Here is a 25,938-nt window from a genome sequence, read left to right as displayed (position 1 = left end):
GACGCATGAGTCAAGTTAGGCGCATTTCGGTCTACCGAGCAAGGACAAATGTCTGACCTTTGGCCACCAAAATATCACATCTGGTTTCGTGGAACGGCGTCCTCCGTTTGTTTAGAGAATACCAAGGTTTCGTTTTCAAAGGCACTTATTTGCGCCTTAAGAAAAAAGCTCTCTCGATCCGACCACATTTCGCAGGATGTTTCCGTGCGCAGGTCTATCCCGTCCCGACTGATCTTCTGTGTCCAGCGGCACTGCCCGTGGGCGGATAGCGGGTCGTCGGGGTGGATGGTCCAGCGTTCATCGGCTGTACCACCATATGTCAGCCCGTGGTGATTGTCGGTCACACGACCAAAATCGTCTTCGATTATCAGGCTGGTTTCACCTGAATTCATGTCTGTTTCCACCCGGCGAGAATTGCTGCTGTCCCGCAGGGACGTCACGTCAATCGGGGTTTCAGAGTCGGGTGGTTGAAACACATGTTCATCATCACCCGCTGTCGGCCGGTTCGGGATCGTGATCGTACCACCTGTCAGGTGCAGTTCGACGGGTTCGGGTGAGGGCCAGATCAGCGGCCAATACGCGCTGGACACAGCCACCCGCACGCGATGCCCTTTGGGAACGCGATAGGCGATGTGATCCAGGTCCAGTGAGATTTCGTAGGGCGCTCCGGGCATCAACGGAGTTGGTTGCGCGTGGCTGTCTCGGTGCGACAGGTTCAGAACGCCATAGGTGATCCGGGTTGAGGCCCCGTCCGGATGGATATGATTTAGCCGCACCGCAATCTGTGCTTGCGGTCGGTCGGCACTGACATTCAGGCAAATGCGCGGAGCGCCGACAATATCAAGATCTTCCGACAAAGGCGGGCCATCGAAACAGGCGGACAACGCATCATCGGCGCGCTGATCGCCGGGCATGTCGGGTCCCAGCCAAATTGCGCAATACTCGCCGCCATCCATGCCGCAGGTTTGCGGCGACTGGACACGCATATCCAGCGGCTCATCTTGCCCGAGCCCACCGTTCGACAGGCTCAGTGTCAGGTTGGACAAATGCGAGGTCGCGCCGGCTTGCTCGCTGATCCAGCGCCCGGGTCTGTTGTTGTACCACCGCTTTGGGCGGACGCCGTCCATCAGATACGCTCGATAGTCTGGGTCGGTTTCAACGCCGCTATCCAGACCCTTCAGCCAGTGATCCCACCAACGCAGCGCCTCTTGCAGAAAACCGATCCTCGGTTCGGGCACTGCGAAATGCGGGTATTTGTGCACCCATGGCCCCACGATTCCCTTGACCGGAGCGCTAAGCTGTTCGACCAGCAGCGGCACGGTATTCTTGTACGCGTCACCCCAGCCGCCTATGGCCAACGTCGCCGCGCGGATCGCGCTGAAATCTTCGCAGACAGAGCCATGCTGCCAATAGGCGTCGCGCGTCTGGTGGCGCAGCCAGATCGAGGGTAGGAACGGTTGGTTTTCCAAACGCTCAAGCCATAACTCCCGCCAGTTGGGGCGCAGCGTAGGGTCCGGTGCGCGGGATGAGTAGGACCACATGGTCGCGCCCCAACCCAGGTTTTCATTCAGCAAGCATCCGCCCTTAAAGTGGATGTCGTCTGCGTAACGATCTGCGGTTGAACACAGGGTGATAATTGCTTTCAGCGGCGCGGGTCGAAGGGCAGCAACCTGAAGCGCGTTGAACCCGCCCCAGCTGATTCCCATCATCCCAACGGTGCCCGAACACCACGGCTGATCCGCCAGCCATTTAATTGTGGAAACGGCATCCTCCAGCTCTTGCTGGGTGTACTCGTCTTCCATCAACCCTTCGCTGTCTCCATTGCCGCGCATGTCCGCACGAATGCAAGCATAGCCGCGTTTGGCAAACCATGGATGGGTCAGGGCATCCCGCGTCGCCGTGCCGTCGCGCTTGCGATAGGGCAGGAACTCCAAAATGGCCGGAACGGGGTTGCTGTCCGCATCCACCGGGCGCCAGACACGCGCTGAAAGACGACATCCATCCGGCATCACTATGCCGACATCCGGTAGATCTTCGATATCGCATAGCGAATTGGGCGAGCGAGTCATTTCGGAAGTCTTTCGGTCTTTGTCTTTTTGCAACGTACCAAAATCGTCAAATCACTGTTTGATTGCGACAACAAGGTCCATCACGTTCGTTCCGGTTGGGCCTGTCACCAGCAAAGCTCCGGCCTTGTCCAGAAAACTGCCACTGTCTGCCTGCTGCAAGGCGGTATCGGCCCCTTTGCCCCAAGTTTTGCCGTCGACTACGGCTCCGGCCGCATTGGTTGGACCATCGGTGCCATCGGTACCACCGACAACAACAGTCAAGTTTGGTGTTCCAGCTATTTCCCGGGCGAGTGCCAGCGCCAACGCCTGATTGCGCCCGCCACGGCCCGGCTTGTCCGGCAAAACCACCGTTGGTTCGCCGCCGAAAACCATGACGCCGGGGGGTATATCCCTCAGGCGTTGCCCGATAAGGGATGCGACGCTTAAGTAGTCGTCATGCAGGCATTCTTCCTCAGCCAGCAATTGCAATCCGTCTCGGCGCGCCATTTCTGCGGCTGCCAAGCGTGCATGGGCGTTCGAAGCAACGATCTTGGTCGAGGCGTCAAATTTGTAAGTGACGGGCAATGCACCAATTCCCGATCCGATGACTTTCAGGTCGTCCCCGGGCACATCCGAGATTGCCAGAACGGTCGCTTTCGCCCCGTCGAAATGGGACAACAGCCCGCCGCCCTTGATCCGCGACTGCTTTCGACGCTCGGCATTCATTGCGGTGATATCCAAACCTTCGGCCAGCAGCCTTGTGTTCAATTGCGCCAGATCTGCCAAAGAGTTACCCGGCAGTAAGTCCTCTGCCAAGGATGATGCCCCGCCCGAAACCAGCAGCAGTACATGGGAACCAGGTGCCATCGCCTCGATCTCTTCGCGCAGGGCGCGGCCACCGTCCAGACTTCGTGTGTCCGGAACCGGATGAGAGGCTTCGATCAACTGCACATGTTCCGGCAGGTCGCGCCCGTGATCGTCCTTGGTGACAACCAGCGTCGGACGCGGTCCGAAGTGGTCCAATGCCGCGCTGGCCATCGCTGCGGCTGCCTTGCCGACGGCCAGAATCCGGTCGGGCGTTGGGACCTTATCCAGAGCAGCTTTGGTGGCTCGTTTTCCGTCAACCGCATCAACACCGGCCTGCCAAATACGAATTGCTTGTTGCCTTTGGTCCATCAGCTTTCCGTCCAAATTGTGACCGGTCCATCATTGACCAGCTCTACCGCCATGTCGGCCCCGAACTTCCCGGTTTCGACGGGCACGCCATGGGCCTGCAACCGCCGCGCAAACTCTTCATAAAGGCGCTGCCCCACATCAGGGGGGGCTGCCTCGGAAAACCCCGGTCGGTTCCCGCGCGAGGTATCGGCGGCCAGCGTGAACTGGCTGATCACCAACGCCGAGCCACCCACATCCACGACAGAGCGGTTCATCTTACCTGTGTCATCTTTGAAAATACGCAGCTTTGAAACCTTGGCCGCCAGTTGTTCGACCTTTTGTTCGTCGTCACCCTTCATCGCACAGACCAGGATCATCAGCCCCGGACCGGACTGCCCAACCGTTTGTCCGTCAACCGAGACTTTTGCCCGGGAAACTCTCTGTAAAAGTGCACGCAAATCTGTTCTCCGTTTGGTGGCGTGGTTATCCGACCCAACGAGCGATCTCGTCCAGATCGGCCCGGTCGGTTCGAAACCCGTTCGCAGGGTGGTCTGCATCCGAGTATCCGAATGAGATTGCGCACAAGATCAACCGATCATCGGGAATGTCGAAATACCGGTGCAGAAACTTGCCATAGCTGGCCACGGCGGCCTGAGGGATTGTGGCCACTCCCAAGGCTTGCGCGGCGAGGGTGAAGGCCATGACAAATCCACCACTGTCCATTGCTCCGTACGCGCCAAGTTCCTTAGGGCTTGAGATGATCGCACAATGGGGCGCACCGAAAAGGGTGAAGTTTTCCATCATTTGCTTGGCCGAACCGGCGCGGTCCCCGCGCTGCACGCCCACGGCTTCGTATAATGCCCAGCCACATTCGCGACGTCGCTCCTGATATATACCGGTATACGCCGTCGGGAACGGCAGGTCGGGTTCCGGTGCGCCGGTTGTGACTTCGTTTTGCAGCGCTTTTCGAAAAGCGTCAGTCTCGGCTCCACTGGTGATCACGATGTTCCAGGGCTGCGCATTACACCAGCTGGGCGCACGGGACGCGCTGGTCAGAATCTGTTTGATCTGGTCTTTGGGAACGGGTTCAGGTCGGAACGCCCGGCAAGAATGTCGCTCAGCCAGCAATCGATCCAAATCGGATAGCGTCACTCTGCTCCCCCTTCGTGTAGCCGAGGCGCAGGATGGCGGTAGGATCGGTGATATTCAAGCGGTTAAAAGGGGACAGGTGCTACTGCTGACCAGTTGCCATGAGGTATCCGACACCCGCTGCAACCAGCAGACCCAACACAACAGCGATCGTGATCTTGATAGCGGACCAAGGGCGTTCGCCCTGAACACGCCCCGTTCTGCCGTTCACAACGAAACGATAGGTCTGGCCCCGGTATTTGTATGCGGCCAGCCAGACAGGTAGTAAAATATGTTTGAAGGTTACATTTTGCACATCCGTGTCGATTGCGTGAATGCGCTGCCGGTCTCCGCCGATATCAAAACGCACATCCCGCTCAATTACGCGGGCCATATGCCCGCGCGCTTCGGTATACCCGTCCTGCAATTCGACTGTATAAGCCTCGGCCCGGAATCCCGCCAGATACTCCGGCTGGTAAGGTTCAAGCGCCGGCAAGTCCCAGGGTTCCAATGCGTCAGTATAGCGTTTCGGCAGTGACTGGGACGCGAGCACAAGAACATCGTCAAAGAACCGGGCAACCCGACCGGATTTTGGGGACCACCGCACCTTTGCCACCTGCTGTTGCACGCGCTTGCCGTCACGCATGACGGTCTGGGTCTCGTAATACACCGTGCCCCGCTCGCCGCGATAAGCTGACTTGGTATCCGCGTCGAAGGTCCAGTAGGGGACGTAAATCCCCTGCATCTTGCGACCTTTGCGGGCATAATCCTTCAACCCGTTGGGCGCGAACCACAACTTGCCAAGCCAGCTCGACATCGCCTTATGAGCCGAACGTTCATCCAGAGCAAAGGGCAACACGCCTTTTGGCTTGATATGCCGGTTAACTCCCGTCTCCGTGACTACCGGAGTGGCACAGAACGGGCATTCGGCCGCATGGGTGTTCGGGTCAAACTCGACCTCAGCTGCGCAGTTCGGGCAGGACAGAACCCGCGTTTCCTCGATCTCTGCTTCCGGCAGCTTGTCCGCCAGCGCCGCGTTGAAATCCAGTTCTTTCAGGCTGGCACCGCCCCACGGTCCGGCACCTATGGATTCCGAATGCCCGCAATGATCGCAGGTCAGGGTTCCGTCGCCCGGATTGAACCGATAGTCCGAGCCGCATTGCTCGCAGGGAAAGCGGTGTTCGTCTGTCATGGGTGAACCTTGATTGGAGGGGGGTATTTTCCGGGCCCGATAATCAGGCGCACGATCAACGCAGCGAGGACGCAGATCAGAATGAACTGGAAAGAGTTCTCGGCGAGCCGCCACCAGCCATAATCAGTCAAAATGCCGTTTTCTTCGATTGTTCCGTTAGCGTCGCCAAAGCCAAACCTAGTGTCGGGGTTCTGTGACTTTCGCCAACCACGGTAGCGGCTTATGGCAACCCAAACGGCTACAAGGCCAAACCCGATTCCTGCGCCCCAACAGGCTGCTCGGACATAACCAACCTTGCGCCGCATCATGACGCGCAAAAACGGCTTGACGAACAGCCAGCAAATGAAAAGAGAAATAGGCAACCCAAATAACGCATACCAAAAAACAAGGGACAGCGAGTTCAGGTCAAGGCCGCTTCGATATTCGTTTGAGAAAACTGGTACGCCAATAACGCCGACCCACCCCAAAAGCGCAGACAGCTTGACCGCGCACGCGATGTCGCGTTGGGAATATGGAGCCATTTGATCGGCGTTAGCCACAGGGTTAGGCCCCAGGAGGCGGCGGGGGCAGGATGGTAAACAGCTGCGCAAGCTCCTGCACGTCGCCCGCTTTTTTCCACCCGTCCTGACCGGCGGTCCAGACATGGGTATCGCGGGTGATCTCACCATCAGTCGCCATGCGGCCCATCTTGGCCTTGGAAAACGGCCCGCTGGTCTGCCCTTCCACTGCGATATGCCAAACATGCTCAACCGGAGGAGGGGGCGGTGCCGCATGTGCGGTCGGTTGCGAGGCAGCGGGGGCGGAACCGCCCCACGGTCCGCTTGGTTGACCCGCTGCCATGTTTGCCATCTGGTTGGCCATCGCCATGCCCATACCCATGCCTAGGCCTGCACCCATGCCGCCGCCCTGACCGGGGTTGTTGGCTGCTGCGGTCATCGCTTCGGCGGCGGAATACTGGGTGAACTTGCCCAGATCGCCTGCCAATCCCATCGACGTCCGCTTGTCCAACGCAGCCTCGACCGCAGACGGTAGCGAGATGTTTTCGATGTAGAATTCCGGCATCTCCAACCCGTAACCTTCTAGAACGGGCGAGACCTCGGCCGCGATCAGCTTGCCCAGATCGGCGGTGTTGGCGGCCATGTCCAGAACCGGAATGCCGGACCCGGCGATCACGCGGCTGAATTCCTGCACGATGATGTTGCGGATCTGAAAGCTGATCTCGTCCATTGTGAATTCACCATCGGTGCCGACGATCTCAATCAGGAACTTCGCAGGATCTTTTACCCGGATCGTGTAGGTGCCAAAGGCGCGAATGCGTGTCGGGCCAAATTCCGGATCGCGCAGCATGATCGGGTTTTTGGTGCCCCATTTCAGGTCATTGAACCGGGTCGTGTTGACGAAATAAATCTCGGATTTGAAGGGCGATTGAAACCCGTGATCCCAATGCTGCAGCGTCGTCAGGATCGGCATGTTGTTGGTCTCAAGCATGTAGAGGCCGGGCGTGAATACATCCGCCAATTGCCCTTCGTGCACGAATACCGCCGCCTGTCCTTCGCGCACCGTCAGTTTGGCGCCGTACTTGATGGCATGTCCTTCACGCTCAAACCGCCAAACCATGGTGTCACGGGTGTCGTCGACCCAGTGAATGACGTCGATAAATTCTCCGGTCAGAAAATCGAAAATACCCATTGGGGTCTCCTTTTCTTGGGCTCAGAGCTGCTGGCCCATCAATTCGCGTGCAATGATCCGTACCACGGGGCGGGCGTCCTCGGCTGTCACACCGGGTTCAAGGCGCGGGTCATAAAGCATTGTCAGAAGTTTCTCGTCATGGCTGGTCAACAGCGCAAACTCGTCATTGTCGTTGAATATCGACGGTCGTGCCGCCGGGCTGTCATTGGATAATCCAAGCCCCTGCGCAATTTCTTCGTGGATGCAGCTGCGCCGGGTCAGGTCCGGCAGTTCAGCGCGGATGAGCGTGACAGCCCGCACAAATTTATACGGTGAGGTATTGGTAGGAGACGCAAAAACAAGACAGTCAATATTGGCGCGCGGGTTTGCAACCAAATCCAGTGAAGGCGTGCTGATGCCCGGAATCAGCTGTTTCAGGCGTTTCACCACATAGGCGCTGTCATCCTTGCCTGCAAAGAAGACATGGAAATTGGCCTTGCGATTGACGACCGAGATTGGATGATCCGTCAATTTGCTCAGCCGATCCGCAAACGCTTCGACGTCGGCGGAGTCTTTTGCGCGTATCTCGGGTGTCACGGACGGGGCGAATTCGGTCTGAATCCGCACAGGTCCTGCCCACCGGCTAAGCTGCCCGTCCGTTCGCCGAATGCGCGTGGTTACAGCGTGATCGGGGTATTCGCTGTAAAAGGCTATAGCCTCAAAATTACGGGCAAGATCATCGGCATCATAGGGTGTATCGGGACCGCCTCCGTCCACGCGCAACATATCGCGGGTCAGCAGGTCACGTTCGACCCGCTGATAGAACCGGGCCAGATCCTGACTTGCCGCAGACGGGGGAACATAAGCATTGGGTGCCGGTGCAGGTGCCACCGGGCGCGGTTGCGGCACGACAGACGACGTCAATGCCTCATCGCAATTGGCCAGCGCCAACAGCGCCACCATACCCAACAGGGGTTTCAGATATCCCGGCACTCGCACGTCCAGCCTGCCTTTAGCTCGAAACCGCAGTTCCAGCGTTGTCGCCGACGCCGTCTTTGCGCGCCTTGGCAGAGGCAAGGGTGTCGCGCAGCTCGGTCTCCATTTTCTGCAGTTCCTGCTCGGCTGCGGCGCGCTTGGCCTTGCCTTCGTCAGCAATTGCAAGACTTTCGTTGATCGTGCCGATCAGGTCAGCATTGGCTTGCTTGACCGCCTCGATATCAAACACGCCGCGTTCCATTTCCTCGCGGATCATCTTGTTCGACTCACGCAGGTTCGCCGCGTTCGAGGTCAGCAGCTCATTCGTCAGGTCATTCGCATCGCGCACGGCCGCGGCTGCCTCGGCGCTACGCTGGATGGTGACGGCCTGAGCCAGTTGCGTTTCCCACAGCGGAACGGTGTTGACGAGGGTCGAGTTGATCTTGGTCACCAGCGACTTGTCATTTTCCTGCACCAACCGGATCGAGGGCAGCGATTGCATCGTCACCTGTCGCGTCAGCTTCAGGTCGTGAACACGCCGTTCCAGATCATCCCGCGCTGCGCGCAGGTCACGCAGCTCTTGCGCCTTCATGACTTGTTGGTCTTCTGGCGCGGCCTGAACTTCGGCTTCTTTTTCGGGGATGTTCTGGCTGTCCAGCTCGGTCAGTTTTTCTTCGCCAGCTGCGATATACAGCGCAAGCTCGTCATAAAAACCCAGCGTCTTTTCATACAACAGGTCCAGCGACTTGATGTCTTTCAGCAGCGTATGTTCGTGGCCCAGCAAGTCGTCGGTGATCCTGTCGATCTGCCCCTGAACATCTTCAAACTTGGCGGTAAACTGGGCGAAAGGTGCAGCCTTGCCCAACAGCTTTTCCCACCAGCTGCGTTCGCGCCGGACGTCCAGCTCACTGACTGAAAACCCGCGGATCGTCGTGACGATATTGCGCAGGCTATCCCCGGCGGGCCCGACATCTTTGTTGCGGACATCCGCCAGCATGGCCTGGCTGATTTCCTGCAATTCCGCCTGGGCAGACGACCCGAACGCGACGATGGAATTGGTGTTATCCATGTCGATCTCATTCATCCGCTTGCGGATTTCGGCGCTGACAGGTTCGTCGGCCTCCTCAAGCAAGACGATTTCGGCGGTCGGGTCGGGCAGGGTGACAGCGGTCACTTCCTGCACCAGCGTTTCAGCCTCGACCGCCTTGTTCTTGATGTCATCGGACATGGGGTAATCCTCTCTCAAATTGTGGCCGGTCAGTCCAACCGGACGCCTTCGCGTTGCAGCCTTTCGCGCAACACATCAATTTCAACCGTCAGATCACTGCGGTCGTCCAAAAGCAACTTGCGGGTACGCGCCGCGAAATTCTGTTCAAGATCATCCAGGAGGGACGAATAATCCTCCAACGCCTGCGCATCGCGGGTGCGGGCATAAACGTCAGCAAACTTGACCGTCGCGTCACGCGCGCCCTTTAAGTAAACGGTCAGGTATTTACGCGCACCGGCCAGATCGCGGGGGTCTTCCTCGACCGTGCGGAACAGGTCGCGGGCGGTATCCTGAAAGCGTTCAACCCGGGCCTCGATCCTGCGGTCGCCAGCGCGTTTGATGGCGTCGGTCATCTCGGACAGATGTGTTTCAGCATCTTCCACGACGCGGGCAACGCGGTCTTGCTGGAAAGTGTCGATGCCTTCCATGCCTTTGTCAGTCATCGGATCAATTCCGAAAGAGACAGAGTGCAGGACGCTGGCCATCAAACCGAACAGAATCGGGGCGATCAAGCTGGCTTCAGACGCTGCGGCTGCATCCAGATATTCGGTGCGATAAGCGGCCAATCCGACGCCAAGTCCGGTCAATAGGCTGGAGAATATCTTTCTGGGAAACGCCGGGCGACGGGCTGTGCGGCGAGCGTTGTAGGCGGATTCGGCCCGCAGCCCTTCGCGCAGCAGAAATGCTGCAGCTGTCAAAAGACCCGCTGCGATCAGGCCGATCGTCAATCCGACGGCCCCATCGTTCAGCGACAGAAAAACCAAGGGAACAGCCGGAAGAAACAACAGGTTAGCGCGCGCCCCGGCCGGTTCGACCCGAGCGACGTCAAACTGTCCGCGCGAAGGTTGATTCGGAGACGAGGAGTCGTCCTGTGGGCTGAATTTCCCGCCATACCGTTTGGCCATGTGCTTACAAGCCTCCCAACACGCCGGTGCAGACGCCGAACATCAGCATCAACAACACGACATAGGCCAGTTTTTGCACTCCGGTCCCGGACATGGCGCCCCCCAAAAATGTCCCTTGAGGAAATCTAGGCCATGAGAGACCGTGGCGCTAGGGGGAAGGTTGCCTAACCTGCGTCACTTGCGAGGTTTCTTGCCGATCGGGGGCCGATTTCGCTGTGGGCGAGCGGGTCGTTTGGCCGGTGCTTCGGGCTCGGCTTCCAACCCTAGTTGATCGCGCATGACCCGACGGCGGATCTCTTCGACTTCGCCGGGTTTCAGGCTTCCCAACTGGAAGGGGCCGTAGGACACTCGCAGCAGCCGGTTCACCGCAAAACCGATATCTTCTATCGCACGCCGAATTTCACGGTTCTTGCCTTCGCGCAGACCGATGGTCAGCCAGGCATTTGCGCCTTGTTGACGGTCCAGCGTGACGTCCATCGGCAAAAAGCGTTCCCCGTCGATCACAAGCCCCTTACGAAGCGGTGCAAAATCCTCGTCCTTGGGGCGGCCATTCACCCGCACGCGGTATTTGCGTAGCCATCCGGTCGAGGGCAGTTCCAACTTGCGCTTGATGCCGCCATCATTGGTCAACAGCAGCAACCCTTCCGAGTTCAGGTCCAACCGCCCGACACTCATGACCCGGGGCATATCCTCGGGCAGTTTGTCAAAAATTGTCGCGCGTCCTTTTTCGTCACGTGTCGTTGTCACCAGACCCGAAGGCTTGTGATACAGCCACAGGCGCGAAGGTTCCGGTTCCGACACCGGTTTGCCGTCGACAAAGATCTTGTCCTTGGCGGTGACGTTCAGCGCAGGGCTGTCGATGGTCTTGCCGTTTACACTCACACGACCTGCTTCGATCATGCGTTCAGCTTCACGGCGCGAGGCAACGCCTGCGCGGGCAAGGACTTTGGCGATCCGGTCGCCTGGAGGAGGGGTTTTGGTCATCCGCAGCCCATAGCGCATCCCGGCCGCTTGCGAAAGACAGGTTTCTGTTGCAGTCAGAGGCATGGTGTTCAGATCGCACATGGATAAGGCGCTGGTTGAAGCGCGCGCTGCGGCGGATCGTGGTGAAGTACCTGTGGGCGCTGTTATTGCCGGCCCGGATGGATCGATCGTGGCCTCTGCGGGCAACCGAACACGAGAGCTGAACGATCCCACCGCCCATGCCGAGATACTGGCCCTGCGTGCTGCATGCGCCGCAGCCGGATCCGAACGTCTGCCCGATCACGACCTTTATGTGACGCTAGAGCCTTGCGCGATGTGTGCGGCGGCTCTGGCAGCGGCGCGTATCCGGCGCATCTATTACGGGGCCGCCGATCCGAAATCAGGCGGCGTTGCTCATGGCGCGCGGGTTTTCACCCATACACAAGCACACCACGTGCCAGAGGTTTACGACGGCATCCGAGGGCAGGAGGCCGCCGAGCTTTTGAAAGAGTTCTTCGCCGCGCGGCGTTAACCTCAAAGAGTAATGGCCTTCATCACCTCGGGTTCGATGACATCGACCCCCGGCAACCCGTCGACCAGCGCCTGAGCTGATTGTTCGAGGATTGGGAAGGTCTTGTAGTGGCAGGGAATCAGGGTCTTGAAGTTGAAATACCGCTTGGCCGCATATGCCGCGCCCTTCATGTCCATCGTGAAGTGACCGCCTGCCGACAGGATCCCGATATCGGGTTTGTAGTAATCCCCCATCCAATCCATATCGGCCATGATGTCGGTATCGCCCGAGACATACAGCATGTGCCCTTCCGAGGCGATCATGTACCCGACCTCGCTGCCGCCGGTACGCAGCCCATCAGGTGTAGAAAAGGTCGAGCTGTGCGAGGCTGGCACCATCGACACTTTGACGCCGTTCAGGTTCACGGTGCCGCCCTTGTTGTAGCCAATAGTTTCCAGCCCCTCAGACTCGTTCCAATACCCCATCAGGTCGTATTGTCCGACCACGGGGATGTTCAGGTGCTTGGCCAGCGATACGACATCGGCGACGTGATCGAAATGTGTATGCGTCAGAAGGATATGAGTCGCCCCGTTTAGAGCGTCATCATGCTGTTCCTCGGACAAGACTGGGTTACCCGTCAGCCAGGGGTCGATCAGCAGAACCTGTCCGCCGGTTTCGATGCGGAAACTGCCGTGTCCCAGCCAAATGATGTTCATGAATTCATCCTCCCAAAACAAACTGTTGGCATTAACTTAGCATCGGCTATGTAAAAGTTCATGGACTGGTTTCAGGAAATTGATGGCTATTGCGAGCGCTTGTCGCCCGCCTATTGGGCCGAACCGATAAACGCGGTGACAAACGCGGCGTTTCTGATTGCAGCATTTGTCATGTGGCTGCGTGTGCGCGGGCAGGGGATGCCGTTGGCGATGGTGCTGGTCGTCATTCTCGCCGCTATCGGGGTCGGCAGTTACCTGTTCCATACCCACGCGCAGGTCTGGGCCGCCATGGCGGATGTTCTGCCGATTTTGCTATACATCCTGGTCTACATCTTCGCGATCAACCGGGAAGTCTGGCACATGCGGCCGCTTACGGCCGGGATCGTGACGGCGCTGTTCGTTCCCTATGCCGCAGCGACGGTGCCCCTGTTTCAGGTGGTTCCGGGTTTGGGTGGGTCAGCAGCCTATGCCCCGGTGCCGCTGCTGATCTTGATCTATGCGTTTCTTTTGCGCCACCGGGTGCCGGACACCGCCCGTGGTCTGGCCATCGGGGCGATGATCCTGATCGCATCGATCACCTTTCGTGCGCTGGACGAACCCATATGTGGGCAGATCCCGTTTGGCACGCATTTCATGTGGCACATCCTGAATGCCCTCATGCTGGGCTGGATGATCGAGGTGTATCGCAGGCACCTGACCCGCGCGACTCAGGTCTGAAACGCTGCGGCCAGTTCTGCGGGCAGGTCAAATTCAGACAGCACACGTGCGCGGCCTTGATCCGACATCTTGCGCGCGGTTTTCTCGACGATGCTTTGGATTTTCTCGGCCGAGTGCTTTTCGGCGAACGGTGCGAAATACCATTTAAGGAAAACGAAACAGATCACATCCTCCAGCGCCTGCACCTCGTCGTCACGCTTGATGCCCTGTTTGCGCAGCATCCGACCGGCAGATTCCACATAATCGGAAGAGTAGCTGTTCTGCTCCATAAGCCCCATCACGACCTCGGCGTGGTGGACGCCCTGCGCCTTGCGCCAGGCCAGATATCCAGCGCGACCTTCGGGGAATTTACTGCGCGCCAGTTTCCACCGCTCCACATGCTGACCCCGCGCTGCAATCTGCAACGGGTCAGAGGCGTCCGGGAACAACCTGTCCAACTCGGCGCTCATGCGCTGACCATAAAGCAGTTCAGTGGGCTGGCCGTCTTCGAGGTTGGGGTCGTGTGAGTTGGCCGCATCAATTGCGTCCAGAACAGCTTGCTTGCGCGCGTCCATCTTCCGCTCCGTTGGCTTGCCGGGTCTGCAGGGCAGGCCGGCGGGTTACTTGTGGACCACCGTAGCGATACGCCGCGCGGAACGCAGCAGGCAATTGCCGGGCCGGGGCATTTGGACCCAACCCGGTTTTTGCGGGCTAAATTACTTGCCCGGTTTGTTCTGATCCTGAGTGACAGGTTCCGACACCTGATCGGGGAAAATCAGGCTGCGGGTCAGGGTGTCCATGCTTGGGCCAAAAGCGCCCGCCTGAGCTTGCGCAGCAAGAACCGTAGTGGCCAGTACAAAGGCAGTCATGAACGTTTTCATCGTTTTTCTCCATATAAGGCTGTGCCGTATCATACGAAATGAACAGTTCAGTTCAGTATTTCAAGATGCGAAGTGAACTAATTGGTTCATTTTTTGCATGGGAGTAATTAGAAATGAATGATCGGACAGGATTTATGGACCTTTGCCATGCGCTCAAGGGTGGATCAGCGCCTTGGCGGTCTTGCGACCCGGCGACCAGACAGGTAAATGCCCCCTAACGCATATGAGGATATCCGATGTCGATTGACCAAAGCAACGCCGCCAAGGTGGCCAAACTGGCCCGGATCAAGGTCGAGGATGACGCGCTGCCCGCGCTGGCATCCGAATTCAACACCATCCTTGGCTTCATCGAACAACTCAACGAGGTTGATGTCGAAGGTGTCGAACCGATGGTTTCGGTCGAGCCGATGCGCCTGAAACGCCGCGAGGATGTGGTCACTGACGGCAACCAGCAAGACAAGGTTCTGGCCAATGCCCCTGATGCGCGCGAAGGGTTCTTCGCTGTTCCCAAAGTTGTGGAGTAAGACATGAGCGATCTGAACAAACTGGGCTTGGCCGAAGCGCGCGACGCGCTGCGCGCTGGCGACGTAACCTCTGTCGAGCTGACCGAATCCTGCCTGAAGGCAATCGATGACGCCGACGCGCTGAACGCTTTTGTCCACAAAACGCCCGAAATCGCGCTGGAGCGCGCCAAGGCGGCGGACGTAAGGATCAAAGCAGGCGACGCGCCGTCGATGTGCGGCCTGCCGATCGGCATCAAGGATCTGTTCTGCACCAAAGGCGTACCCTCGCAGGCGGCTTCCAAAATCCTCGAAGGGTTCAAGCCCGAATACGAATCTACTGTGTCTCAGCAACTGGCAGATTCTGGCGCGGTGATGCTGGGCAAGCTGAACATGGACGAATTCGCCATGGGCTCGTCTAACGAAACTTCCGTGTACGGCAATGCGGTCAGCCCATGGCGCCGGGGCAATGACGATGCGCAACTGACACCCGGTGGATCGTCCGGTGGGTCGGCCTCGGCCGTCGCAGCAGATCTTTGTCTGGCCGCCACCGGTACCGATACCGGTGGTTCGATCCGCCAGCCTGCTGCATTTGTTGGCATTACTGGCATCAAGCCGACCTATGGTCGTTGCTCGCGCTGGGGCATCGTTGCGTTCGCTTCTTCATTGGATCAAGCCGGGCCGATGACCAAGAACGTGCGCGACGCTGCGATCATGCTCGAGACGATGTGTGGTCACGACCCCAAGGATTCGACCAGCACCGAACTGGCGGTGCCGAATTTTGAGACGATGCTGACCGGCGATATCAAGGGCAAGAAGATCGGTATCCCCAAAGAATACCGCATGGAAGGCATGCCTGCCGAGATCGAAAAGCTGTGGGCCGAAGGCGCTGAGATGCTGAAAGCAGCAGGCGCCGAGATCGTCGACATTTCGCTGCCGCACACCAAATACGCGCTACCTGCGTACTACGTGATTGCACCGGCCGAAGCGTCCTCGAACCTCGCCCGCTATGACGGTGTCCGCTATGGCCGCCGCGCCCAGCTGGCGCAGGGTGATGGCATCACCGAGATGTACGAAAAAACCCGCGCTGAAGGCTTTGGTCACGAAGTGCAGCGCCGTGTCATGATCGGCACCTATGTGCTGTCGGCAGGGTTTTATGACGCTTATTACAACCGCGCCCGTAAGGTGCGGACCCTGATCAAGAAAGACTTCGAAGATGTCTTCGCCGCAGGGATCGACGCGATCCTGACACCGGCAACCCCGTCGGCGTCTTTCGGTCTGGGCGAGATGACCGAGGCGGACCCGGTACAGATGTACCTCAACGACGTCTTTACCGTGACAGTGAACCTTGCCGGCTTGCCCGGTATCTCGGTTCCCGCAGGTCTGGACCAGCAGGGCTTGCCGCTGGGTCTTCAACTGATCGGCCGTCCATGGGAAGAAGGCGATTTGCTGAACACAGCCTATGCGTTGGAAAGCGCCGCCGGGTTTGTGGCCAAGCCGGGCAAATGGTGGTAATCCTCGGATCAGGCAAGACCAGCTAAAACGGAGCAGCTGAATGCGCTTTACGCTTCTGATCCCCGCAATCGGACTTGTGGCCGCCTGCAACACGGTGGCCCCGGTCCAGGGTACTGGATTTAACACGCCTCAATATCAGGCACAGCGCGAGGCCGCGCTGGCCGGGCCGGGCTACACCGGCAACCCATTGACCGGCCCTGCTGAAGTGTCAGAACAACAACTGGGCGCACCCAGCAGCACCCCAACCGGGGATAACGCTGATATCGCGTCGGCAACGGCGGCTGCATTGGCCAACACGTCGGGGCAAAGCACGTTGACGCAAGTCCCGCTGTCTGCCGCCAGTAACAATGCGATCTCCGACGAACAGGATTTCGCGGCTGTATCAGGACGTCGCACGATCGAAAACGACGCGGCCCTGATACAACAGAACCGCCAGACCTACGAAGTCGTCACCCCAACTGCTGTTCCGCAGCGCGGATCGGACGGCCAGCCTAACATCGTGCAATACGCTTTAAGCACATCGAATCCAGTTGGTACACAGCTTTACAGCCGCGCTGGTTTCAATCTTGAGGCCAAGGCGCAGCGGAATTGCGCCAAGTTCCCGTCGCCTGACCAAGCTCAGATCGAGTTTCTGGCCAACGGCGGCCCGCAGCGTGATCGCAACGGTCTGGACCCGGATGGGGATGGGTACGCATGTGGCTGGGATCCAAGTGCATTCCGCAGTGCCGTCAACAACTGATCCACAAGCGCCAATCTGGCACGCTTCGCCTAACTACGGACCACGCAGGGACGGGCTGAAGCCGTCCCTGATCGTTTTGCACTATACGGCGATGAACAGCGCGCAAGAGGCGCTGGACAGGTTGTGTGACCCTGTCCACGAAGTTTCGGCGCATTACCTGATTGGGGGCGACGGGACGCTCTGGCACATGGTGCGAGAAGAGGACCGCGCGTGGCATGCCGGGGCCGGAGAATGGAGCGGTCAGAAGGATATCAACTCCCGTTCGATTGGCATCGAGCTGGACAACACTGGCAGGCACCCATTTTCAGACCTGCAAATGCGCAGGCTGGAACAGTTGTTGCCTCAGATCATGCATCGCTGGAGCATTCGACCATACGGTGTGATCGGTCATTCCGACATGGCACCCGGACGCAAATTTGATCCCGGACCGCGATTTGACTGGCTGCGGCTCGAGCGCAACAAACTGGCCGCGCCGCGCGGACAAAACGATGGCCCGCTAGATGCGCCGATGGATCAGTTTCGAATTCTGGCACAATCCGCCGGCTTCAGCGCTGACGTAGACGACGAAACTTTGCTATCCGCCGTTCGTCTGCGATATCGTCCTTGGGCTACAGGGCCGTTGCAGAGTGCTGATCTCGTACCGATGACCGCCCGATCCTGATCCGCGCTGCACTCTTGACGCAGCCTGTCACAAGGCATACCCACCGCTTGCGCGGAGGGCCGGATGGCCGCTGGGGCCGCAAGGCCCGAGAGGAAAGTCCGGACTCCACAAGACAACGGTGCCGGGTAACGCCCGGGCGGGGCAACCCGACGGAAAGCGCCACAGAAATCAGACCGCCCCGGACTTCGGTCCGAGGTAAGGGTGAAACGGTGGGGTAAGAGCCCACCGCGCCGCTGGCAACAGGGGCGGCACGGCAAGCCCCACCGGGAGCAATGCCAAATAGGGTCCCCGCGCGGGCAGGTCGGCGTAAGCCGATACCGCCGCTAGGCACGTCCTGGCCAAGAGGGACCGGGTTGGCAGCTTGAGCCGCGCAGCAATGCGCGGCCTAGAGGAATGGTCATCGAAGGGGGCAACCCCGGAACAAGATCCGGCTTACAGGCCCTCCGCGCATAACTCTGTTCACTTACCGGGCGGCGTGTAAGCCCCGGTCAGCTTGGCGGCCTTCTTTGTAATGGCGGCAAAGTCCTTCGCCTTCCAGGCGCGTACTGTTTCAACGTTTGATACTGCACCCGAGGCCGCAACGGCCATTCCAATTGCTACTGCGTCAGTGCCATCCGGAACTTCGCTTACGACCACCACGTCATTTTCGCCGGTCGTCATGTAAAAAGCCAAAAGCTTGCCGCCGACTTTTTTCAACAACGCCCGGACGGCCGCCGTGCGGTCTGCAGGCTTCTTCAGCATTCCTTTGACGCCATCCTGCGAGTAGGTCGCGTAAGTTATGAAAATAGGCATAAGTCTTCTCCTTGTTTCAATGGTTTGGAACGCTGAAATTGGCCTGTTCCGCGGCCTGAAAACGGGACTAAAAAATGCTCATAAGGGCGTTCAGGACGATCCAGAAACCCACTGCGATTAGCCCAAGACCGGTCAGGGTGGGCAACCATCGTGCACCCGGCAGAAGCTTTTCCAATGCGACGTAGACCGCGATTCCGGCAATCCAGTACAGGTTCATGATCCCGCCGACGAACAGCAGCGCCATCAAAGCCCAGCAACAGCCCAGACAGTACAGCCCATGCAAAGCACCAATTCGGAACGCACCATATGCGCCGGGTTTGTGATGATCGGCGATGAATCGGGCAGGGCTTTGACAATGCCGCAGACAGGCGGACTTGAGGTCCGACAACTGATACGCGCCTGCCGTAATCAGGACGCAGCCAGCAAATGTTTTGGACCGGATTGTCATCATTGGACCATCGGACAGCCCGATGCTTTCCAGCCCCCATTGCAACCCCGTCGCGGCAAGGCTGAATATAGCCCAGGCGATCAGGTAGCCTGCGAGAAAGCAAAAGCTGAACTGCGCGGCCTTGTCACGTTCGGGTCCCGCACGCTTTATCGCCGAATACAGCAAGACTGCAGGTGCAGCGCTGGGGGTCATCATCGCGATCATCATGACCCACCACATCAGAAAAATCAGGATTACGTATTGCACGCCCCAACTGGGCGCTTCGCCCATGTGCATGGGTTCTCCGATCGGACCCGCCATATTGGTCATTTCGCTGGCCGTCATGTTCATGCCGATCCCGGCGATGGTGTACCAGGCTGCAAACAGAACAATCAGCGACACACCGAACAGCACGATGACCCGCTCACGCCGCATAAGCCACTCTACCGCCCCAGTGCGGGGCGGTGTGGGATGGGATGTCATGATGACCCCCGGATCAGGCGCCCAGGACACCGTGGCCCGAAATGTTCAGGTGGGCCAGATGAGCATGCGTCGCGTCAAAGGTCAGGCTAATTTCGCCGCCATGAGTCTTGGCAGAGCCCGAGGCAGCTTCGGCGTGACGGTATTCAAACCCGTTTGGCAGCTGAATTGACGCCCGGTGCGCCGCACCCGACACGATATGCGGAATCGGGCTGACTTCGACATCGAAGACGCCGTTCACCTTTGCAAACCCGGTGCGCTCGTCGCGGTTCCAGTTCAGCTCGATCGGAACGAAGAGCGTTTCATGTTTGGTCGGAGCCATGGCGCTGTAGACATACCAGAAGGTTGCCATTTCATCGGTATCTTCACCGGTCATGATGGCTTGCAGGGCCGCACGCTGATCAGCGCTGGCGCTGGCATCAATGATCAGTTGCATCTGACCGTTGCCCTCATGGATCGGGCCAGGCCAATAGTACACCCCAGCCGCCCTTACGCCCGCCAGATCTGTGTCCCCGTAGTGACCGCTTTCGATGTCGAATACGACGACGGCCTCGCAATTGCCATGTGTCGGAAGTACGCTGAACTGGCAAGGACAACCGAAGTTGCAGTTACAGTTGGCCAGCTCTTCGCCCTTAATGGTCCATTCAGTCATGATGCCCCCTAAACAAAATCAATCGTGCAAACCCTGCTTGCACGGTTGCTTGCCTGTTTATGGAGCCTCGAAGATCGAGCCGAAAAATGGCTTCTTTGGATTGTTGATGGCGCGGTAAGTATCACATATTCGAATTTCTGACAAATTAGACATGCGCTTGTGCGGGAATACGCCTGTTACATGTTCACTTGGTGAAACGAAGCCACCAATGCTCAGCTTTGCGCTAGCGTTAGGGCATCTGCTTTATCCGTGGATTTTTGAGTCGCAGATATCTGCTATATTGCAAAAACGCATTTTGAATATTGGGAGGATTGTTATGAGTTTCATGAAGGCACTGGCATCGGTCGCAGTTGGATTTGCTGCAGCAAAAGGCATGGAAAAGTACAAGCAAATGGGCGGGATGGCCGGTCTGCAAGATATGATGCAGGGCGCCGGGGGCGGCTTTGGCATGGATCAACTGGGCAAGATGGCAGAACAGTTCGGGATGCCGGGGGGTGCCGGTGGGCTGCAAGAGATAATTGGAAAGCTTGGCATGGCCAATCCGGCTGGGGCCGCAGGTCTTGGTGGGCTGATGAATGCCATGCAGGGGGCAGCAAAGTCAGGCAGCCAGCAGACCGCCGACATGATGGATACGGTATTCAAAGGCACACCCGGGGGCGCGGCGATGGAGGAGCAGGCCAAGCTGATGCTGCGCGCGATGATCCAGGCAGCCAAGGCGGACGGAGAGCTAGATGAGCAAGAGAAGGAAACCATTCTGGGCGAACTGGGTGATGACATCAGCGACGAAGAACGCGCCTTTGTCCAGGATCAGTTGAATGGCCCGATTGATGTGATCGGCCTGGCTGCTGATTCCGGTGCGCCATTGAAAGCGCAGGTCTATGCAACGTCTCTGGCGGCGATTCGTCTGGATAACCAGCGCGAGGCCTCTTACCTTGTTCAACTGGCCACTGCGCTGGGTTTATCTGATGCCGAACGCGACCAGATTCACACGTATATGGGCGCGCCGACACTTTCGACCTAGGCCTGATCCCTGATCAGCCGATCATGTGCCCAATTGCCCTTGACACGAGCCGTGCAAGGCGTAAAAGCGCACGCTCATAGGAATTCAACCGAAAGGCCCCTGCCTTTTCGGACGCAGGAGATAACCATGGCGAAGCCGACGACAATCAAGATCCGTCTGAACTCGACCGCGGGCACGGGCCACTTCTACGTGACCAAAAAGAACGCTCGCACCATGACCGAGAAAATGATCGTTCGTAAATACGATCCGGTTGCTCGGAAACATGTCGAGTACAAGGAAGGCAAGATCAAGTAATCTGCCGTCCAACTTGGACAGAATGGAAAAGGGTTTCGCTGATGCGGAACCCTTTTTCTTTGTGCATGCGGCTGGGTGAAATGCCCGGAATCAGGAATTGGCCGTTGCAGTGGCGCATCAGCGTAACGGCTATTCGGTTGGGCGGCGGGTTGCTTTTTGGAACCCCTTGGCCATACGCTTCAGCAAATCGTTCCAAAATGTTGGTCGCCATGAAAAAAATCTTGTTATCCACAATTGCCGTATTCACCCTTGCGGCTTGTGAAGACCCCTTTAATCGATCGGGCGTTGGCTTCACGGGCATCGATGGTGAGCCCCGGACCCTCTCGGATGTTCCCGGTGCGGTCTCGTTCCTTCCAGACGCCACGAATATTCCGGCGGAACTGGCTTTGTTGCCATCCATCCCGGTCGTAACGGATCAGACCGAGGCGGAAAAAATAGCCCGCGTCGCGATCGACAACGGTGGGCGCAGTGACACAAACTCAGTCGTTCTGACCGGTTCGGACATGAACCTGTTCTTAAGCACAGTCAGCGTGAACGGCACTTTGTTCGGAGTTCTTCGAACCGCAAACAACAGCACCCGCGTGGACAACGACATCGGCGCAGCCTTTGGCCAAAATGCCGAACAGTTTACCGGGTGCTTGCCTGCAGGTGACGTGTTCCGCAAGGGATCGTCGTCGCGCAGCTCGGGTTTTGCGGTTGCTCTGAACTGCAGCTGATCGAACCACGCAGTTACGAAATGAAAAGTCTCCACTGTCTCGGTGGAGGCTTTTTTGTTCTTGGCGACATAAGTCTGCGCCGCCTGTTTGCCGTCCCGGGCAGGATGCCATGCAGCGAGGCAAACAAAAAAAGCGGGCCAAATCTGGCCCGCCTTTGAAATCGAATTCCGGCTGTCTTATTCGCGGTTGCCGAACAGCTGCAGCAGGAACATGAACATGTTGATAAAGTCCAGGTACAGGCTCAGCGCGCCCATGATTGCGGCTTTACCCAACCATTCCTGGTCGCCCGAATGAGCCATCTGCAGGTAGGTGGTTTTGATCTTCTGCGTGTCATAGGCGGTCAGGCCAGCAAAGATCAGTACACCGATCACCGAGATCGCGTACATCATCGCGGGTGACTGCAGGAAGATGTTTACAACCATCGCCACGATCAGGCCAATAAGACCCATGATCAGGAAGGTACCCATTCCAGACAGGTCTTTCTTGGTCACGTAGCCATACAAGGACAGCCCAGCGAAGGCGATCGAAGTAATCAGGAACACCTGAATGATCGACATGCCTGTAAAGGCAATGAAAATCCAGCTGATCGATAGGCCCATCACCGCTGCGAATGCATAGAACACCAGCTGCGCAGCTGCGGCGGACAAGCGGTTGATGCCCGCGCTAAAGCCAAAGATGAACGCCAGCGGTGCAAACATGATCACCCAGCGCAGGGGCGACGTGTAGATCGCGGCACCCAGCGAAGTCAGATAGGTGCCCGAGTTGATTTGCCCGACCGCAGCCGACGGGTCCGTTGTGGTTGCAAGGCCGGAAATGGCCCAGGCCGCCATGAATGTAATCAGCATGCCCACAGACATCGTGCCGTAGACTTTGTTCATATGGGCGCGCAGGCCCTCGTCAATCTGGGCAGCGCGCGCACCGGTCGCCGTCCGGATCGTGTCAAATTGTGCCATTAAGGGTCTCCCTTTGCATATTTCTTGTCGGGCCATGATGTTGACCCCATTCCCCGCAAATATCGGCAAGTGCGGGCTGTGTTTCAAGGGTTTAACGGCCGAAACTGGCTAAAACACGCAACAAAAATGGCAGCCCGACGGTTCGCGCTGCCATTCACTGAGAAAAGGTGCGGTATCGAATCACTTTTGCCAGAACTCCGGCGCATCCCAAATGGATCGTGACGCCTCGGCTTCGGCCTGTTGGCGGGTGATACCGATGTCTTCCAGGGCGCGATCATCAAGTCTGGCAAGCGTTTTGCGCTGACGCAGAAGAGAGAGCGCATCCCGAAGCGAGGACAACAAAGAGCGACGCTGCGGTGTGCAGTGCTGTTTGATTGCAATTTGGGTCATATTTATTGTCCTTTCTCTGTTTCATGATGGTTGATCGTGTTTCCATCAACTTCCTTGATTTATATGGCGCAACATGTCACATTTTGAAAATGAATATTTATGAAGAGATGCATAAGGATTTGTGAACATGCGAAATCTGGATATCACCACGCTCCGTTCCTTCGTTGCCGTTGCTGACCAAGGCGGCGTCACACGGGCCGCCGGATTTCTGCATCTGACGCAATCCGCTGTGTCGATGCAGTTGAAGCGGTTGGAAGAACTGCTGGGCCTTGAATTATTGGACCGTAGTGGACGCACAATTGCATTGACTGCATCCGGTGAGCAGCTGCTGGCCTATGCCCGGCGCATGATCGTGCTGAATGACGAAGTGATCTCAAAGCTCACGGATCAGGCCTATGAAGGCGAGGTCGTTCTGGGCGTTCCGCATGATATCGTCTACCCGGCCATTCCGCGGGTCTTGCAGCGTTTCAATGCTGACTTCCCGCGGGTTCGAGTGCAACTGATTTCATCATATTCCCTTCAGCTGAAAGAAATGTTCAAGCGCGGCGAGTGCGATCTGATCCTGACAACCGAAGCCTCAGCCAGTGACGGATCTGAGACCGTCGCGGAACTGCCCTTACGGTGGATTGGGGCGCCAGGCGGGTCAGCATGGCGTAAGAACCCGATTCCGCTGGCTGTTGGGCGGCGATGCGCGTTTCGGCCCCAGATGATCTCGGCCCTTGATGCGGAAGGTATCCCGTGGGAACTGTCAGTCGAAACAGAAAACGACCGCACGATCGAGGCGACCGTCAGCGCGGATCTGGCTGTTCACGCGATGCTGGACGGGACCGAACCCGCACATCTTGAACAGATTGATACCGGAGGGGCATTGCCGGAACTGCCCGCCCACATGATCAATCTGTACGGAGGCGAGACCGGGCGCGGCGCCGTCGTCGAAGCGCTGGCTGCGCTGGTGCGTCAGAATTTTCGTATGCTGGGCAGTGCACCGCTCAAGGCTGTCGTGGGGTAAGCGCCCGTCAGGGAGTAATAACCACTTTGCCGGTGGCCACGCGATCGCGCAGCAACTGCATGCCTTCGTCGGCCTCGGCCATTGGAAGAACGTGGCTTATATGGGGCTTGATCCGACCATCGGCAAGCCAGCCGAACAGCGTGTCAAAGCTGTCCTGAACGATCTGCGGCCGGAATTTCAAATAGCCGCCGATGTAAAACCCAATCACTGTCAGGTTTTTCACCAACAGATGGTTGGCCGGAATTTGGGGGACGTCGCCACCCGCAAACCCGATGGGTAACAGACGCCCTTCGGGGTTGGTTGCCCGGAACGCGGCTTTGAAGACATCCCCTCCGACAGCGTCATAGACGACATCCGCGCCGCCCAGTTCCTTGACGCGTGCGCGCAAGTCTTCCGAGGCGTCGATCAGGTGATCCGCACCAGCCGCGCGGGCCACATCCAGTTTTTCCTGCCCGCGCGCATGGGCAATTACCGTCGCGCCCATCAGCTTGCCGATTTCGACGGCGGTAAGTCCAACCCCACCTGCGGCCCCGGTCACCAAAAGGGTCTCGCCCGGCCGCAGATGCGCCCGGTGATCCAGGGCGATGTGGCTTGTGCCGTAAGCGATCTGAATGGCCGCTGCATTTTCAAAGCTAATTGCGTCGGGCAGGGGTATCGCACGGCTCGCATCAAAAACGCCATATTCCGCCAGCCCACCCTGACCGGAATATACGGCCACGCGGTCCCCGACATTCAGGCGCGTAACACCGTTACCCAGCTTGTCGACAACGCCCGCAACCTCCATACCCAGCGTGAACGGAGCCTCGGGCGTGTCCTGATACGTACCCTTCTGCATTAGCAGGTCGGCAAAATTCAGTCCGCAGGCCTTGATCGCGATGCGCACCTGCCCTGTGCCGGGTTCGGGAGGGTCAATTTCAGCCAATTGGGCCGCGCTTCCCTGGGATTGAATCGTGAATGCCTGCATGATCGCGCTCCGTAATTTTGAGGCATAGATTCTTTTCAGCCAGGGTTTGTCAATCATTTCTCCGGGCGCATCGGTTGCATTCGGGTTTCCGACAGCGGGTGCAGTACGCTTCGAAGCGTCAAAAACACACAACCTTAAATCTTTGTGACGGGAAACGGATTCAACCTTCTTGAAAAATTACCCAAATGCGGCAATATTGCGCTATGGTGCTGTTTTGGGGGTATGTTCCAAATTAGGGAGTGGTTAAGTGCGACTCGCTAGTGTTGCGATAAAAAGCAACGCGCGCCCCTAGTAGTTGTGTGTAAAAGAGGAGAATACCAATGACCCATCACGTCGATGTCCATGTGGGCAAGCGCGTCCGGCATCGCCGCTGGCTGATTGGCATGACCCAGCAGCAGTTGGCGCAGCAAGTTGGTATTAAGTTTCAACAAATTCAAAAGTATGAAACTGGGGCCAACCGGATCAGCGCGTCTCGCCTGTGGGACATTGCCGAGGCATTGGACGTTCCCGTCAGCTTTTTCTTTGAAGGTCTGGAAGAGGCCGAAAAAGAAACATCAGGTAAAAAGTCGGTTCCTGCCGATCTGATGGGGGACAAGGAAGCGCTGGACCTCGTGCGGTCCTATTACGCGATTCCCGAAAACCAACGTCGCCGCCTTTTTGAGCTGGCGCGGGTTCTTAGCGACGTCGCATAAATTAGCGGGTTGACTTCAAACCGTGCGC

General features: G+C 57.9%; 32 protein-coding genes and 1 other RNA gene. 12 read left to right on the top strand and 21 right to left on the bottom strand.

Features of this window, described 5'->3' with window-relative positions:
- Positions 1-74: 74 nt before the first annotated feature.
- The 11 genes from AC2FIO_RS05040 to AC2FIO_RS04990 form a co-directional block, all read right to left on the bottom strand.
- The gene (locus AC2FIO_RS05040; RefSeq protein WP_496696064.1) at positions 75-2,069 is read right to left on the bottom strand and encodes a CocE/NonD family hydrolase; all 1,995 of its coding nucleotides are present in this window, start codon (positions 2,067-2,069) and stop codon (positions 75-77) included.
- 51 nt (positions 2,070-2,120) lie between these two features.
- A complete protein-coding gene (locus AC2FIO_RS05035; protein WP_496696062.1) occupies positions 2,121-3,224 on the bottom strand; it encodes a glycerate kinase type-2 family protein in 1,104 nt (367 codons plus the stop codon).
- Positions 3,224-3,661, bottom strand: coding sequence for a D-aminoacyl-tRNA deacylase (gene dtd, locus AC2FIO_RS05030; protein ID WP_496696060.1), 438 nt, complete (start codon positions 3,659-3,661; stop codon positions 3,224-3,226). Before dtd ends, AC2FIO_RS05035 begins: the two co-directional genes overlap by 1 nt.
- A gap of 25 nt (positions 3,662-3,686) precedes the next feature.
- Positions 3,687-4,355 (bottom strand): nitroreductase, encoded by a 669-nt coding sequence (locus tag AC2FIO_RS05025; protein WP_282119046.1) that lies wholly within the window; start codon positions 4,353-4,355, stop codon positions 3,687-3,689.
- Positions 4,356-4,434: 79 nt separating this feature from the next.
- Positions 4,435-5,523: a TFIIB-type zinc finger domain-containing protein gene (locus tag AC2FIO_RS05020; protein ID WP_496696058.1), complete on the bottom strand. Its 1,089-nt coding sequence runs from the start codon at positions 5,521-5,523 to the stop codon at positions 4,435-4,437.
- A complete protein-coding gene (locus AC2FIO_RS05015; RefSeq protein ID WP_496696056.1) occupies positions 5,520-5,831 on the bottom strand; it encodes a hypothetical protein in 312 nt (103 codons plus the stop codon). The genes AC2FIO_RS05020 and AC2FIO_RS05015 overlap by 4 nt, the downstream gene beginning before the upstream one ends.
- A gap of 235 nt (positions 5,832-6,066) precedes the next feature.
- Positions 6,067-7,212, bottom strand: a complete 1,146-nt coding sequence (locus AC2FIO_RS05010; RefSeq protein WP_496696054.1) for an SPFH domain-containing protein — start codon at positions 7,210-7,212, stop codon at positions 6,067-6,069.
- Positions 7,213-7,233: 21 nt separating this feature from the next.
- On the bottom strand, positions 7,234-8,154 hold the full coding sequence (locus AC2FIO_RS05005; RefSeq protein ID WP_496696514.1) for a DUF2927 domain-containing protein: 921 nt from the start codon (positions 8,152-8,154) through the stop codon (positions 7,234-7,236).
- A 49-nt stretch (positions 8,155-8,203) separates the two neighbouring features.
- Positions 8,204-9,394, bottom strand: a complete 1,191-nt coding sequence (locus tag AC2FIO_RS05000) for a toxic anion resistance protein (RefSeq protein WP_472723191.1) — start codon at positions 9,392-9,394, stop codon at positions 8,204-8,206.
- 29 nt (positions 9,395-9,423) lie between these two features.
- The gene (locus tag AC2FIO_RS04995; RefSeq protein WP_282119050.1) at positions 9,424-10,338 is read right to left on the bottom strand and encodes a 5-bromo-4-chloroindolyl phosphate hydrolysis family protein; all 915 of its coding nucleotides are present in this window, start codon (positions 10,336-10,338) and stop codon (positions 9,424-9,426) included.
- Between the two features lie 174 nt (positions 10,339-10,512).
- Positions 10,513-11,385, bottom strand: a complete 873-nt coding sequence (locus AC2FIO_RS04990; protein WP_282119051.1) for a pseudouridine synthase — start codon at positions 11,383-11,385, stop codon at positions 10,513-10,515.
- Here AC2FIO_RS04990 and AC2FIO_RS04985 point away from each other — a divergent pair.
- Positions 11,384-11,833 carry a nucleoside deaminase gene (locus tag AC2FIO_RS04985; RefSeq protein WP_108859360.1) on the top strand — a complete coding sequence of 150 codons (450 nt, stop codon included), beginning with the start codon at positions 11,384-11,386 and terminating at the stop codon, positions 11,831-11,833. The two genes, AC2FIO_RS04990 and AC2FIO_RS04985, sit on opposite strands and share 2 nt — an antisense overlap.
- A gap of 2 nt (positions 11,834-11,835) precedes the next feature.
- Here AC2FIO_RS04985 and AC2FIO_RS04980 read toward each other — a convergent pair whose 3' ends face one another.
- Positions 11,836-12,528 (bottom strand): metal-dependent hydrolase, encoded by a 693-nt coding sequence (locus AC2FIO_RS04980; RefSeq protein WP_496696051.1) that lies wholly within the window; start codon positions 12,526-12,528, stop codon positions 11,836-11,838.
- 60 nt (positions 12,529-12,588) lie between these two features.
- On the opposite strand from AC2FIO_RS04980, the gene AC2FIO_RS04975 reads away from it, so the two are divergent.
- The gene (locus AC2FIO_RS04975; RefSeq protein WP_496696050.1) at positions 12,589-13,245 is read left to right on the top strand and encodes a ceramidase domain-containing protein; all 657 of its coding nucleotides are present in this window, start codon (positions 12,589-12,591) and stop codon (positions 13,243-13,245) included.
- Here AC2FIO_RS04975 and AC2FIO_RS04970 read toward each other — a convergent pair.
- Positions 13,236-13,799 carry a DUF4202 domain-containing protein gene (locus AC2FIO_RS04970; protein ID WP_496696048.1) on the bottom strand — a complete coding sequence of 188 codons (564 nt, stop codon included), beginning with the start codon at positions 13,797-13,799 and terminating at the stop codon, positions 13,236-13,238. The genes AC2FIO_RS04975 and AC2FIO_RS04970 overlap by 10 nt on opposite strands.
- A 141-nt stretch (positions 13,800-13,940) precedes the next feature.
- Positions 13,941-14,105 (bottom strand): hypothetical protein, encoded by a 165-nt coding sequence (locus tag AC2FIO_RS04965; RefSeq protein WP_186437502.1) that lies wholly within the window; start codon positions 14,103-14,105, stop codon positions 13,941-13,943.
- Between the two features lie 236 nt (positions 14,106-14,341).
- Here AC2FIO_RS04965 and gatC point away from each other — a divergent pair, with 236 nt between their 5' ends.
- From gatC to rnpB, 5 genes are all read left to right on the top strand, one after another.
- Positions 14,342-14,629 carry an Asp-tRNA(Asn)/Glu-tRNA(Gln) amidotransferase subunit GatC gene (gene gatC / locus AC2FIO_RS04960; RefSeq protein WP_058275619.1) on the top strand — a complete coding sequence of 96 codons (288 nt, stop codon included), beginning with the start codon at positions 14,342-14,344 and terminating at the stop codon, positions 14,627-14,629.
- Positions 14,630-14,632: 3 nt separating this feature from the next.
- The gene (gene gatA / locus AC2FIO_RS04955; RefSeq protein ID WP_496696045.1) at positions 14,633-16,120 is read left to right on the top strand and encodes an Asp-tRNA(Asn)/Glu-tRNA(Gln) amidotransferase subunit GatA; all 1,488 of its coding nucleotides are present in this window, start codon (positions 14,633-14,635) and stop codon (positions 16,118-16,120) included.
- 40 nt (positions 16,121-16,160) lie between these two features.
- A complete protein-coding gene (locus AC2FIO_RS04950; RefSeq protein ID WP_496696043.1) occupies positions 16,161-16,859 on the top strand; it encodes a hypothetical protein in 699 nt (232 codons plus the stop codon).
- Positions 16,804-17,520 carry an N-acetylmuramoyl-L-alanine amidase gene (locus AC2FIO_RS04945; protein WP_496696512.1) on the top strand — a complete coding sequence of 239 codons (717 nt, stop codon included), beginning with the start codon at positions 16,804-16,806 and terminating at the stop codon, positions 17,518-17,520. The genes AC2FIO_RS04950 and AC2FIO_RS04945 overlap by 56 nt, the downstream gene beginning before the upstream one ends.
- A gap of 51 nt (positions 17,521-17,571) precedes the next feature.
- Positions 17,572-17,971: RNase P RNA component class A (gene rnpB, locus AC2FIO_RS04940), an RNA gene on the top strand.
- Between the two features lie 8 nt (positions 17,972-17,979).
- Here the strand turns inward: rnpB and AC2FIO_RS04935 are convergent.
- The 3 genes from AC2FIO_RS04935 to AC2FIO_RS04925 all read right to left on the bottom strand — a co-directional run bounded on the left by AC2FIO_RS04935 (position 17,980) and on the right by AC2FIO_RS04925 (position 19,871).
- Positions 17,980-18,312 (bottom strand): GYD domain-containing protein, encoded by a 333-nt coding sequence (locus AC2FIO_RS04935; RefSeq protein ID WP_058275623.1) that lies wholly within the window; start codon positions 18,310-18,312, stop codon positions 17,980-17,982.
- 67 nt (positions 18,313-18,379) lie between these two features.
- Positions 18,380-19,222, bottom strand: coding sequence for a DUF2182 domain-containing protein (locus tag AC2FIO_RS04930; RefSeq protein ID WP_496696041.1), 843 nt, complete (start codon positions 19,220-19,222; stop codon positions 18,380-18,382).
- Positions 19,223-19,235: 13 nt separating this feature from the next.
- Positions 19,236-19,871 (bottom strand): DUF1326 domain-containing protein, encoded by a 636-nt coding sequence (locus AC2FIO_RS04925; RefSeq protein ID WP_282168890.1) that lies wholly within the window; start codon positions 19,869-19,871, stop codon positions 19,236-19,238.
- A 316-nt stretch (positions 19,872-20,187) separates the two neighbouring features.
- On the opposite strand from AC2FIO_RS04925, the gene AC2FIO_RS04920 reads away from it, so the two are divergent.
- Together AC2FIO_RS04920 and rpmG are read left to right on the top strand one after the other, a co-directional pair.
- Positions 20,188-20,892 (top strand): DUF533 domain-containing protein, encoded by a 705-nt coding sequence (locus AC2FIO_RS04920; protein WP_058275625.1) that lies wholly within the window; start codon positions 20,188-20,190, stop codon positions 20,890-20,892.
- 126 nt (positions 20,893-21,018) lie between these two features.
- On the top strand, positions 21,019-21,186 hold the full coding sequence (gene rpmG, locus AC2FIO_RS04915) for a 50S ribosomal protein L33 (RefSeq protein WP_058275626.1): 168 nt from the start codon (positions 21,019-21,021) through the stop codon (positions 21,184-21,186).
- Here rpmG and AC2FIO_RS04910 read toward each other — a convergent pair.
- The gene (locus tag AC2FIO_RS04910; protein ID WP_496696038.1) at positions 21,179-21,418 is read right to left on the bottom strand and encodes a hypothetical protein; all 240 of its coding nucleotides are present in this window, start codon (positions 21,416-21,418) and stop codon (positions 21,179-21,181) included. The genes rpmG and AC2FIO_RS04910 overlap by 8 nt on opposite strands.
- On the opposite strand from AC2FIO_RS04910, the gene AC2FIO_RS04905 reads away from it, so the two are divergent.
- Complete coding sequence (locus tag AC2FIO_RS04905; RefSeq protein WP_282119060.1) at positions 21,396-21,902, top strand: hypothetical protein; 507 nt, start codon at positions 21,396-21,398, stop codon at positions 21,900-21,902. The genes AC2FIO_RS04910 and AC2FIO_RS04905 overlap by 23 nt on opposite strands.
- A gap of 176 nt (positions 21,903-22,078) precedes the next feature.
- Here the strand turns inward: AC2FIO_RS04905 and AC2FIO_RS04900 are convergent, their stop codons facing one another.
- Both AC2FIO_RS04900 and AC2FIO_RS04895 read right to left on the bottom strand, forming a co-directional pair.
- Positions 22,079-22,855: a Bax inhibitor-1/YccA family protein gene (locus tag AC2FIO_RS04900; protein WP_282119061.1), complete on the bottom strand. Its 777-nt coding sequence runs from the start codon at positions 22,853-22,855 to the stop codon at positions 22,079-22,081.
- A gap of 180 nt (positions 22,856-23,035) precedes the next feature.
- On the bottom strand, positions 23,036-23,245 hold the full coding sequence (locus tag AC2FIO_RS04895; RefSeq protein WP_282119062.1) for a DUF1127 domain-containing protein: 210 nt from the start codon (positions 23,243-23,245) through the stop codon (positions 23,036-23,038).
- A 127-nt stretch (positions 23,246-23,372) separates the two neighbouring features.
- On the opposite strand from AC2FIO_RS04895, the gene AC2FIO_RS04890 reads away from it, so the two are divergent.
- Entirely contained in the window at positions 23,373-24,254 is an 882-nt protein-coding gene (locus AC2FIO_RS04890) for a LysR family transcriptional regulator (RefSeq protein ID WP_496696037.1), read from the top strand.
- Between the two features lie 7 nt (positions 24,255-24,261).
- Here AC2FIO_RS04890 and AC2FIO_RS04885 read toward each other — a convergent pair whose 3' ends face one another.
- Positions 24,262-25,218 carry an NADPH:quinone oxidoreductase family protein gene (locus AC2FIO_RS04885; RefSeq protein ID WP_496696035.1) on the bottom strand — a complete coding sequence of 319 codons (957 nt, stop codon included), beginning with the start codon at positions 25,216-25,218 and terminating at the stop codon, positions 24,262-24,264.
- A gap of 320 nt (positions 25,219-25,538) precedes the next feature.
- Between AC2FIO_RS04885 and AC2FIO_RS04880 the strand changes: the two genes are divergently transcribed.
- Positions 25,539-25,910, top strand: a complete 372-nt coding sequence (locus AC2FIO_RS04880) for a helix-turn-helix domain-containing protein (RefSeq protein WP_058275630.1) — start codon at positions 25,539-25,541, stop codon at positions 25,908-25,910.
- Positions 25,911-25,938: the final 28 nt, after the last annotated feature.

This window comes from Ruegeria sp. CDSB086 (assembly GCF_059611065.1).
This window is presented reverse-complemented; position numbering and strand designations above follow the sequence as displayed.